Consider the following 12,059-nt stretch of genomic DNA (forward strand, 5'->3'; position numbering starts at 1 on the left):
ATCAAGCTGATAAAAAAACTAACAACCCAGTAATCTAAATATTATGAAGACAGAGCTAACGTGTTGGTTTTGGTGGTGGTGTTGGTGGTGGTGTTGTTGACGAACTGTTTCCTCTGTTCTCATCACCAGGGCTGCTGGTATCATTATGCTTCCAATCATCAAGCCCCAAACCAAAATTCTTAGTTTCAAACCACTCTGCTTTTATCAAAGACCACCAATCTGATGTTAATCCCTTAAGAATATAATCATAAGGTAACCAACCATAACCCTGTTCACCCCAATTAGTCCCCCAAGAATTTCTGATCAGCAGCGCACCGACTGAGGTTCCAATAATTTTAGTATCATCATAGCCAACTGCTACAACAGCATGACCCCCTTGCACATTATCTTTTGAGTGAGGTATGGGAATATAACCTTTTTTGTAGTTAGCCTCTTCATAAATGGAACTGTAAATCGTTAACCCAAACATAGAAGGAAGACCAGCCACTAAAGTCATTTTAATTTGAGCCAATAAATGGGTTGCAGGAAGACCCGGAGTGTCGAGCCTGAAATATTTAATTGTCTGATAAATCTGACCATAGGAGTAACAAAAACCACTCGGTTCTTCATCAATTTTACTTGGTTCATAAGGCCAATATTCTTCCGGTGGAATTCCAAATAAGACCATTGCTTTCATTGTTTCCCGAATGGATGCACCCACATCTCCTTGACGGTGCATGAGTTTTCGCGTTACTTTATACAAAAAAAGGACTGAAGCATTGGTATATTCGCCATAAATTTTGTTCTGAAAATATTCGACTAAAGCAATGGCGGAACAGGCTGTACATGAGCTTAAAGGTTCTTGATTTCTAACGGGAGAACACCAATAGCTTAAATCAACAAACTCAGGTAAACAGAAATAAACGGATGTGTAAGATTGTTCATACTTGTCGATACTGTTTTTAAATTCAGTAAGTAATGGAACTGATAATTGATGATCTTGATCTGATAATTGATTAGGCTCTCCATCAGGACATTTTTTCAGAATTGTAGTTTGATTTTTCTTGGGAAAAAAATCAAACTGATTTTCATCTTGATTTGATCTATCTCTTGAATTTTTATTTTTTCCATTTGAGAAATCAGATAGAGCTTTGGTTTTAATGTCTTTTATTTTTGCTTTTAAATTATCCCACTTATTCTTCTCTCCTTCTGAAGTTTTGGCTTCTATCTTATCAATCATCCATTCAATTTTATCAAGAGTTATGAAAATTGAATAATTTAACCTTTTTCTTTCTATTGTAGACAGAGATTTATAAATTAACATCACATCGATCTCACCCGCACGTTCTTTTCTTCCTCGCAGAAATTCAAGAAAAAATTTTGTATTCATATCATAATTATCTAAAAATTGGGGTTGTTGAGGGTGATTTTCTGGATCTTCATCTAAAAGTGGTTCAGCCAAAAAACTATTTATTAACTCTATAACGTGGGGTATCGCTTGTTCATAATTTAATTGACCATGAATGCCAATTTCCGAAATTTGTTTGATTACCAACTGGATCAATGGATCAATAATAGCAATAATATCGTTAGGAAGCGGATCATTACTCGATTGATTTTTTATTTCTAAAGTTTGAGCTTCTTGATGATTTTCAAGTTTGAGTCGAATTTTATCTTGAAAATCTTTTTTGATGTTTTTAGAAATAGGGTTTTGAATACTCAATAAAATAGGATTTTTTTTCTCTTTATTTTGGATAAAATCTTGATTCTTATATTCAAGAAAAGTAAATAATTGCTCTCGAAAACACTGTTTTTAATCTTCAGCCTTCTCAATAATCTGTCTTAAAAATTCTTGAATAGTTAAAAGTTGTGATTGTTCCTCAGATTTACTTACAGTGATTTCATCGATGACTTTTTCAGTAACCTCATCGAAGATTCCGTTGATTTTAATCTCTTCTTTTCTAAAATCATTCCTGAGTCTTTTTTGTATATAAATGATTGAAAAGGCTTTAAGATTCTTGATATCGTTTACTTGTGATATATTTATTACCTTATTATTTTTTTGGCATAACTTTCGCCAAGTAGAAGGCCCAACTATACCATCAGCTTGTAAACCATTAATCCCTTGAAAAAATTCAACAATTAAATCTGTCTTAAAGCCAAAAAAGGAGCTACATTTTTCATCTTCTGAAAAGAATATCCCATATCCTAGTTCTTCTAATTTATTTTTAATAAGATTTACTATCTTCCCATAATCTCCTATCTTGATTTCTGGAAAATCGTTAGTATCTTTTTCTTCTTGACAATTTCTACAAATTTCTTCATAATTTTCAATTTCTTTTTTATTCTTAATTCTATTATGAATTGTGTTTAAAACTTTATAAATAGTGACCTTAGAATCGTATTGATAAAATTCTTCTTCTTGGTTGGCTTTAGTCTCATCATCTACATCTAAAATGCTATCTTTGTTAGGAATCTCCCATATAGCTTTGAATTTAATTATGAGTTTATGTGTAACTTCTCCAAAATAACCATTTTCTAATTTTAACTTTTCTAAATCCTTTTTAATCTCTGTACTTGACTCTGGGTCTAAATATGAACAACACTTGTCCAAAATAGAAAACAATTTGCCTTGAATTTCTTTAACTTTTGCATTCTTAATTCCTCTGTATAAAAAATATTTATTTTCTTTTTGTACTGTTAAAAAACAAATTTCATCCCGGTTTTTTTGAATTATACTTTCCAGCCTTTCATCTAAAGATGTTTTTCCCTTTTGATCAGTGTTGGAGACTATTTTTTTAATTAATTCGGCTAATTCAAGAATTTGTGATGCTGTATATTCTGAATTCTGAGACTGATCTTTGATGATATTTTTGTTCAGATCACTTAGTTTCAGATCTCTCTGGTCAGGATAGTCGGGTAACCAGCCTAATGAATTCTGGTTTAAGGGCATAATTCAAATCCTTGTTTTCTCTAAAAATTTAAGGTGCTATTTTTAATAGTATGTTGAAATAACACCATTTATAGGAAATTAATTTTTTCTTTAGGATCTTCTAAGCCAGAGTAGTGAAAAATACATTTTATTAGCCTTTAGGAGCAGGACAAAGTTGTTTATTTTTGTTTGGATCATTAAAAGTAAAATAATTTTTAAGCCAACTGCATCCTCCTTCTAAAAGCTTATCCAAATCGGTAACTTGCTCCACATCCCAAAGAATCACTGTTTTGTCTGAACTAGCGGAAGCTAGGATACGACCACTCTTACTAAAACTAACATCATTGACTTCATCCTGATGGCCCTTGAGAGTAACAATAGGAGTCCTCCTATCCCAATCCCAAAGTCTGACGGTCTTATCATCACTAGCAGAAGCAATAATTTTATTTTTAGGATTAGGATTAAAAACCACTCCCCAAATAGGAGATTCATGTCCTTCAAATTTTTTAATAAGTTTACCCTTTATATCCCACAGATCAACCATTTTATTTTGACCGCCTATAGCGATAAGTTGATCATTAGGGCTAAAAGCGACACTATAAACTGAGCTTTCATTCTCGATGATTAACGGATTTTTATCGCTAATTTTTAAGGGCTGATGATTAGTTTTTAGAGTCCAAATTCTGACGGTTTTATCTTCACTGGCTGTTGCCATTAAAAGTGCTTTATGACTAAATCTTACATTATAAACCCGCCCATTATGTTCATTAAGTTCCTGTATTTCTTTTCCATTATCCTGATTCCAAAGTTTGATTTGTCCATCATAACTTGTTGTAGCAATCCATTGGTTATCAAAACTAAAATCAATACTTCTAACTTCTTCCGAATGACCTCGTAGAGTATGTTCTATTTTACCAGCTTTAAAATTCCAAAGTAATGCTTGTTTATCTTTACTGGCTGTTCCCAATATATTCCCATCAGCAGTAAAATTAATATCCTTAACTATACCCTTATGAGTATCTAAAGAATTTTGCAATTCCCCATCTTGGTTCCACAACTTGACTTCTACATCATCTCCATTGGAAGTTGCTAGTAGTTGTTCATCTACAGGACTAAAGCTAACATTTGCGACAAGATGATTAAACTTTTTAATTTGTTTGATCTTAGAATTGCGAAACTGCCAAATCTTAACCATGTTATCATCACTAACTGAGGCTAAAATTTGATTTTCTGATCTTGGCTTGAAATCAATAGCATTAATTCGATTTTGATGCGCTATAACACTGCTGATTTCCTGACCTTGGAGAGTCCAAGTTTTAATGATATTATCTTCACTTGCTGAAGCCAAAATTTTACCGTCAGGACTAAATGAAACACTTAAAACTCCACTCTTGTGACCCTTTAAAGCATCAAATTTTGGAGTCCCATCTAAATTCCAGAGCCTTACCGTTTTGTCAAGACTAGCACTCGCTAAGGTTTGACCATCAGGGCTAAATGAAACACTATATACTTCATGGTTATGTTTTAATTTGGTTTTGACAGACCATTGGTTAATATTTTTTCTTGTCCATAAAATGATAGTTTGATCAGCACTTCCAGACGCGAGAGTTTGACCATCAGGGCTAAAACTAAGGCTACGAACTATTCCTTGATGCCCTGTTAAAGTAGTAATTGGTTTACCGTCTTTTGTCCACAGTTTAATTTTTCCATTTTCCAAACCTGCTGCAATTAAGTCTTCCTTGCCACTAAAACTAATACTATGGCAGGGTGAATCATGTCTCAATAATAGATCTTGAGGAATTTTTTTCCAATCTTCCCCTTGTTTTTCCCAAAGTCTGACAGTTCCATCTAAACTAGCAGTTGCCATCATTTTTCCATCGGAACTAAAGCTAATATTTCTGATAGCATCCTGATGTCCTGATAATTCTTGTAAAAGACTTCCATCTTGATTCCAAAGTTTAACGATCTTGTCATAACCTCCCGTTGCCAAGATTTCACCATCAGGGCTAAAGCTAACGGTTTGAATTGCATCCGTATGTCCCTGCCAACGATTTTGTTCTTTAACCCAATTAATTCCTTGAGCTAATACAGTTAAAACATCAGCCTTCAGTTGAGGGTTATTCCGATTAAAAATCGATTTCTTGAAAAGTTCTCCCGCTTCTAATGCTGCGACTAATGAATCAAAGGTATCAGGATTTTCCGTAAACCGAGCATTAGCTGTTTCAATTTTAGCAATAATTTGACCTTTATCTGCTTCTTGCCATTGATGTTTTGCAATTCCAGCAACTCCGATAGCAACAGTAGCAACTCCTGTAATTACCGTCAAGGCAACTCTAGTAATCCATAAATTTTTTTGGCTTAGTTTTAATTCCCGTTCTTGAGCTTCTTTTTCTCTTTGTTTTTCGGCTTCTATTGCCGTTTTACTTGATTCAACTAACGCTACTAATTGATCATCACTCCCTAATTCGATTGCATCAGAACTCTCTAACCAATGTTGGGCTTCAGCGAGTTCAAACTCATCCAATAATCCTCCTTTATCTTTCCCTAATCTCCCCCATTCTTCCACTTTTGCGATCAGTCGGCGACGGGTTTGTTCAGCTTCTCGACGTTCAATAATCCAATTTTGTAACTGGGGCCAACTACTAATTAAAATTTCATGGGCAATATCAACTTTTCGAGTTTTATCCTCTTTTCCACTTAAGGTTAATAATCGACGATCGGCTAAATAACGTAAGGTTTCTTCAAAGATTTGATCATTATCTCCCCTGGCTTTTAAAGCTTCTACAGATTCTTGTCGTCGGGTATCTGCCCGCCCTTCTCCAAACTGAATTAAACGTAAAAATACCCGACGGGCGATGATTTGTTGTTCATCAGTTAAACGAGCGATCGCAGCATCCCCCTGTCGCGCGATCGCCACTTGAATTCCAGTCAATTGATTATTAGTATTAGAGACGGTATTATGATAAGATAAGACTAAGGCTTCATAGGCTCTTAACGGTAAATATCGCCGTTCTATTTTTTGCCATAATAAGACTAATGTTTCTTGTAATAACGGTAAAACTCCAGGTTCGCTCGCGGCTGTTATAATTAATCGTTCTAATAATGCCGATTCGATAAAAACACCCGCCTTTTCCGCAGGTTTAAGAATGGCTTCTTGCAGTCCCGTTTGATCTAAGGGTAAAACTTCATAGCGATGGGCTTTAATTTCTCGCCAGAAAGTAGGAGATTCCATCAGTTGAGGATAAAAATCTGCTCGAACGGTTATAACAACATAAACATTAGGCTGTTTATAGAGATTTAATAGGATTTCTTCAAAGGAATTTGCTTCTTGAGGAGATTGGGTAAAAACTTCTTCAAATTGATCAATGACTAATAGGAATTTTTGGGAAGGATGGAATTTTGTTGTGATAGCTTCATCAGAAGTTGGATCACAGCCTAATGTTGCGGTTAATGTGGTTATGGGTGTTGTACCTGGACGCATGGAATAGATTTGCCAGGGTTCTTTTCCTAATAATTGGGTTTTTTGCAGTTGCGGAATTAACCCAGCGAAAACAAGGGAAGATTTACCGCTTCCTGATGCTCCAATGACGGCTAAAAAGGGAAATAATCGTAACTGTTGAATTATATCATTAACTTCTTGTTGTCGTCCAAAAAAGCGATCGCTATCTTCTGGTTTAAAGGGAACCATCCCCGGATAGGGACAATCAGGAATAGTGGCTAAAGTCGGAACTGGTTTTTTGAAATCTTCACAAATTCGTTGAATGACTTCCTGTTGTTTTGTCGCATCCGTCGCATCCAGATACCCTAACATTTCTAGGCGCATGGGTAATTCTTGAACAGGATGCAAAATAATCACAACAGTCGGCCAAATATCCGTATGGCGTCCGTAGATTTGGGAGAGTAAATTAACAAATTCTGCAAAATTATCGTTTAAATAGGCGGGGGAAATCACTAATAAGGTTCGTTCACTATTTTTAACCGCACTTTCAAATTCAATTAATCGCGGTACACCTAACCGAAACATCGCCTCGGAATGACAGGTTAACCCGGCTTCTTCTAAAGCATTTAATAAATAACCTTCTACCCAGGCGCCATCCTCGTCTGCGTAGGAAACAAATACAGAATATTGTTTTGACATAGCAATCCCTCTGGTTTGTTTTGGGGTGAAAACGGTATTCAATGCGATCAATTCACCTGCTTTCTATTACAGTGCTATAAAAGGAAATTCCTGTACAATTGTTTGCGATCGCTTTTGAGATAGCCTTCCCTGATATTTTCCTTCTGTAGAGACGTGCCATGGCACGTCTCTACGTTATCTGGTCTTCCTTAACCCGTTTTAAAGGGTTTGTAGGGGCGAGGGAACCTCGCCCTTACGCCTGAAATTTATTTCAAGGCTTTTAGAATTAAGTTGACACCGATGGTTCTGTGTTAACCTTTCCAATCCTTACCCCCAAAATTATTAACTAACCCTGCGAGTTAGGATCGATTAATCACAAGTCTATGACAACACTATAACAGAATTATTGATTGATTTCAATCATTCGTAAAGTCCCGATTCGGTGCGATGATACAGAGGTTGTTTTAACTGTTCAATTAAATTTTGTAAATTTCGTTCACCGCGTCGAGAATCGTCAAGCTTCCGTGGTTTTTCTAATTGTAGGCGTTCGGGCAGTTTAGACAGATCAACGTCCTCTTTTTGTGTATAAATCAAACGAGCTTTCTTTTCTTTAATTCCCAAGTTTTGAACTAAAACATTTTCAAATTCCGCCATACTATTATCTAAGTATAAATTCGATAAAATGACAAGGGTTCGTTTAGAAAATTTAACACCCCGTTCTATATTAATCACCCGTGCGACCCCTAATAAATCCACATCTCCTGAAACCGCAACTTTTAGGTTTTCTGCTTCTAATTTTGGCACTAAGAAATCCCAAACCCAAGTTGAATCTGGTTCTTCATCCACATAACTAATATAAACATCATAGCGGAATTCTTCTTGAGGTTGAGGAGAAACCGGACTCACCCCTTTTTGCCCGCCTAAATAGAGGGTTAGGGGAAAATTTTCCTCAATATCAGATTTAAAAATCGGGTGTTGATTCGGTTGTTCGGCGGTAACTTTCGGTTGTAAATATTCAAAAATATCAAAGATTCTAATTAATCCATCATTGCTAGTAATTCCTCCTTTTAACCCGGCGATTAAATGTTGAGTAAAAACACTATTATTTGCGCCCCGATTCACATAGGATTGTTCTGTATTCCGAGAGGAGGCAAATATAACCCGACCTTTTCCTTGCACTAATTGATCATAATAATTATCCGGTAATCCTCCTTTGATTTCGGGTATGGTTGGATCTTTGGGTTGACCAATTCCTCCAGAGTGACAACAATCAAAAATTACAACTAATTTTCGGGCGGGAATTGCTTTTAATGCGTCTGTAAATTGGGTTCCTGAAATAGCGGTTTCTACTAAGGATGCACCGGAGGTATAAACCGTATCAACGAGTAATAAATATTCTCCCGCAGTCGGGCCAAATTCAACTTGTGCTCCATGTCCTGAAAAATAAATTAATACCGTTGAATCTGGGTTTGTTTTAGTCGATAAATCAGTTAACGCTTGAGTTAAAGCTGATTTTGTGGCTTTTTCATCTAATAATAATTCCACATTTTCAATTAAATAACCACAGAATGAAGGTTCTGTTAATAAACTATAAATATCCTTAGCATCGTTGAGAACCGTTGACGGCAAAGGTTTGATTTTTTGATAATTAGAAATTCCGATAATTAGAGCGTAACAGTTGTTTAGGGTTGTCATATTATTAGGATGGGTGGGCGGGAAGACCCCGCCCCTACGGTAATTTAGGCAGTTTGGGGTTCTAGGAGTTGGTGTTCTTGACGTAAATAGGCTTGAATGAAAGCATCTAATTCTCCATTCATCACATCTTGAATGGCTGTTGTTTCTTCAGATGTGCGTAAATCCTTCACCATTTGATAGGGATGAAAGACATAGTTTCGGATTTGATTTCCCCAAGCCGCTTCGACTAAATCCCCTCGAATTTCTGCGATCGCTTTTGCCCGTTGTTCTTGAGCAATAATTAATAATTTTGCCTTTAACAACGCTAAAGCTTTTTCTTTATTTTGTAATTGAGATCGTTCTTGGGTACAACGGACTGCAATTCCCGTTGGTAGGTGAACAATCCGCACGGCTGTTTCCACTTTGTTAACGTTTTGACCGCCTTTTCCGCCTGACCGAGTGGTGGTAATTTCTAAATCCTTATCAGGAATATCTAACTCAATAGAATCATCCAAAATCGGCATAATTTCTACCCCAGCAAAACTGGTTTGTCGCTTACCATTGGCATTAAAAGGTGAAATTCTAACTAAACGGTGAGTGCCTTTTTCTCCTTTTAAATATCCATAGGCATAACGACCTTCAATTTCCAAAGAAGCAGATTTAATTCCGGCTTCATCTCCTTCAGAAATTTCGGTTAAATGTACTTTATACCCCTGAGATTCTCCCCAACGAGTATACATTCGCAGCAGCATTTCTGCCCAGTCTTGAGCATCGGTTCCACCTGCGCCTGCATTAATCGTTAAAACTGCACCATGTTGATCATAAATTCCTGAAAGCAGTTGTTGTAATTCCCAGTGATCAAATTCTCGGTTGAGTCGAGAAACCGTAGCTGTTGCTTCTTCTAAGAGAGCATCATCGGTTTCTAACTCCAACAGTTCTAAGATGGCTTTGGTATCTTCGAGGGCTTGCTGCCAATCATCCTGTTGCTGCACAATTGATTTAAGATCATTCAACTGTTGAAGGGTTTGTTGTGCTGTTTTTTGTTCATCCCAAAAGTCGGGTTGTGCTGCAATTTGCTCTAAATCTTGAATTTTGGCTTGAAGTGCAGGCAGGTCAAAGATAGTCCTGGGTTTTACCCAGGTGCTCAGATAACAGTTCGATTTCCCGTTTAATTTCTAAAACATCCATTGCGATCGCTAACCGTTTTTCTATGAGTACACTGGCAGGATGCCAATGCTACAAGGTACACTTTTAATTTTAGCGGGAATGATTGCAAATTTGAGTGATCTATTGTTAGTTTTCCCCAGTCGGTCAACCGTCAACCGTCAACCGCCAACCGTCAACACCTAAATTATGTCGCGTCAAATTTTCACTGGGAATCGTCCTTTGCGTCAAATGCGCCCCCTTGATCGTTGGGTTGATTTATTATGGTTTTTGGGTTTATTAATAGCAGCACTAACCCTCTATGGGTTACATTTAGGGGGAGTCCCTTTGCGAGATTGGGATGAAGGATTAGTCGCTCAAGTCGCCCGTGAAATTCCAAGAGGACAACAAAATTGGCTGTATCCAACTCTGCATGGAGTTCCCTATTTTAATAAACCTCCGTTAGTGCATTGGTTAATCGCTTTTGCCTATCAAATTGGGGGTGTAAATGAATGGATGGCGCGATTTCCTTCTGCATTATTAACGGCGATTTCTGTTCCTTTATTATATGGGATAGGTTTAGAATTATTTCGCCATCGCACCTCGGCAATTTTTTCGGCTTTAGTTTATCTAACCTTATTACCCGTGATCCGTCAAGGACGGTTGGCAATGTTAGATGGAACGATTCTATTTTTATGGTTAATTTTAGTGTGGTGTGTGTTACGTTCCCGACGAGATTTACGCTTTGCATTAGGGTCGGGATTAGCCTTTGGTTTATTATGTTTAACGAAGGGTATTTTTTTGGGATTATTATTCGGAGCGATCGCGTTTTTCTTCCTGTTATGGGATACTCCTCGCTTGTTAACAGCGCCTTATCTTTGGTTGGGTTTAGGATTAGGTTTTCTTCCCGTTTCTCTGTGGTATGGGGCGCAATGGCTTCATTATGGACAAGGATTTATTCTGGGAAATTTATTCAATCAATCCTTACAACGGGTTTGGCAACCGGTTGAAAACCATTCCGGGCCGATTTGGTATTATGGGTTAGAAATTTTAAAATATGGCTGGCCGTGGCTACTATTTTGGCCCCAAGGATTACGGTTAGCTTGGCAAAATCGGAATTTAAGTTGGGCTAAATTAATATTAGTTTGGACAGGGATTTATTTTGGTGCTATTTCGGTGATGACAACCAAATTACCTTGGTATGTTTTACCCATTTATCCGGCTTTAGCCTTAGCCGTGGGACGATATTTGGCGGACGTTTGGCGGGAAGGAGATCGAGATATTGGACTGTGGAAATTAGGAAAAGTAGAACGCGGAAAGCATGAACATTTTGTTAAACCGACACCGGATCAGCTTGTCCCCATTTTTATTTTATTAGCCATTATTTCTGGCTTTGGATACTGTTATTTTGGAGGAATGTTTTATTTTATTAATTCTAATTTTATCCCCCTAAGAGATTTACAGTTCACCTTTGGGTCATTAATGTTAACTTTTTCTTTTGTAGGCGTTTTAATTAGTCAAAAAGATAGACAGTTTTTAATCGTTTTATTTTGGGGAATGTATTTATCTCTGCTGCTATTTTTTACGTCAAATTATTGGGTTTGGGAACTTAATGAAGATTTTCCCGTTAAACCAGTAGCCGTTATTATTCGAGAAGGAACTCCCCCAGGACAAGAAATTTATCTGGATCATCCCTTTGGACGGCCTTCGTTAAATTTTTATAGCGATCGCCATATTTACGCCGTTGACCATACCACCCTTAAAACGAAATGGCAAACCCTGGATCAACCTTACTTTTTAGTCAAAGCAGATAACCTGAATAAATTACAGTTAAACCCGGTTGAAAAAATTTCTCAAACAGCAGATTGGATATTAATCACGAAGAAACGTTAGCAGAAAGAGAACATCATTAACTCAAAGGCTTGTCCGCACTGGTTCCGGTCATCTTATAGTGGTGTGCATTGTTTAAACACTATTTTTAATTAATCAGTTCAGAAAATTTTAAACAATGGACAATCGACAATAGGCTCTTTATTGAGAATTTTTTCTAGGAGTAAAAAGGCGATTTTATCCTGTTTTCATCAAAAGAAAATTAAGCGATTTTATGTTAGATACTTTCCTCAAATAAAAAATTATATTAAAAATTAAATTTTTGCTAAAAAATGGGAAGTTCAGAAATATCTCTCTACAATAGTAATTTATAAAATCTGAGTC

Annotated in this window: 7 protein-coding genes; 2 read left to right on the forward strand and 5 right to left on the reverse strand. The window is 36.6% G+C overall.

Annotated elements, in window-relative coordinates:
• Positions 1–55: 55 nt before the first annotated feature.
• The 5 genes from PL9214_RS02425 to prfB all read right to left on the reverse strand — a co-directional run bounded on the left by PL9214_RS02425 (position 56) and on the right by prfB (position 9,890).
• A complete protein-coding gene (locus PL9214_RS02425) occupies positions 56–1,702 on the reverse strand; it encodes a C1 family peptidase (protein ID WP_072717246.1) in 1,647 nt (548 codons plus the stop codon).
• 90 nt (positions 1,703–1,792) lie between these two features.
• Positions 1,793–2,932 (reverse strand): peptidoglycan-binding domain-containing protein, encoded by a 1,140-nt coding sequence (locus PL9214_RS02430; protein WP_072717247.1) that lies wholly within the window; start codon positions 2,930–2,932, stop codon positions 1,793–1,795.
• Positions 2,933–3,062: 130 nt separating this feature from the next.
• On the reverse strand, positions 3,063–7,049 hold the full coding sequence (locus PL9214_RS02435; RefSeq protein ID WP_072717248.1) for an nSTAND1 domain-containing NTPase: 3,987 nt from the start codon (positions 7,047–7,049) through the stop codon (positions 3,063–3,065).
• Positions 7,050–7,448: 399 nt separating this feature from the next.
• A complete protein-coding gene (locus tag PL9214_RS02440) occupies positions 7,449–8,723 on the reverse strand; it encodes a caspase family protein (protein ID WP_072717249.1) in 1,275 nt (424 codons plus the stop codon).
• 44 nt (positions 8,724–8,767) lie between these two features.
• A protein-coding gene (gene prfB, locus PL9214_RS02445; RefSeq protein ID WP_139294935.1) for a peptide chain release factor 2 occupies positions 8,768–9,890 on the reverse strand; the annotation gives its coding sequence in 2 pieces (ribosomal slippage) (positions 8,768–9,817 and positions 9,819–9,890; 1,122 coding nt in all).
• 39 nt (positions 9,891–9,929) lie between these two features.
• Between prfB and PL9214_RS32625 the strand changes: the two genes are divergently transcribed.
• Both PL9214_RS32625 and PL9214_RS02450 read left to right on the forward strand, forming a co-directional pair.
• Positions 9,930–10,052, forward strand: a complete 123-nt coding sequence (locus PL9214_RS32625) for a hypothetical protein (protein ID WP_255528368.1) — start codon at positions 9,930–9,932, stop codon at positions 10,050–10,052.
• A 3-nt stretch (positions 10,053–10,055) separates the two neighbouring features.
• Entirely contained in the window at positions 10,056–11,738 is a 1,683-nt protein-coding gene (locus PL9214_RS02450; protein ID WP_072717251.1) for an ArnT family glycosyltransferase, read from the forward strand.
• Positions 11,739–12,059 lie beyond the last annotated feature (321 nt).

This window comes from Planktothrix tepida PCC 9214 (assembly GCF_900009145.1).
In the GTDB taxonomy this organism is placed as follows: Bacteria; Cyanobacteriota; Cyanobacteriia; order Cyanobacteriales; family Microcoleaceae; genus Planktothrix; species Planktothrix tepida.

What these genes read in the sequence shown, in the direction of transcription:
- PL9214_RS02430 (WP_072717247.1), bottom strand. Translation starts at nt 2,932, where the DNA reads ATGCCCTTAAACCAGAATTCATTAGGCTGGTTACCCGACTATCCTGAC.
- PL9214_RS02435 (WP_072717248.1), bottom strand. Translation starts at nt 7,049, where the DNA reads ATGTCAAAACAATATTCTGTATTTGTTTCCTACGCAGACGAGGATGGC.
- PL9214_RS02440 (WP_072717249.1), bottom strand. Translation starts at nt 8,723, where the DNA reads ATGACAACCCTAAACAACTGTTACGCTCTAATTATCGGAATTTCTAAT.
- PL9214_RS32625 (WP_255528368.1), top strand. Translation starts at nt 9,930, where the DNA reads ATGCCAATGCTACAAGGTACACTTTTAATTTTAGCGGGAATGATTGCA.
- PL9214_RS02450 (WP_072717251.1), top strand. Translation starts at nt 10,056, where the DNA reads ATGTCGCGTCAAATTTTCACTGGGAATCGTCCTTTGCGTCAAATGCGC.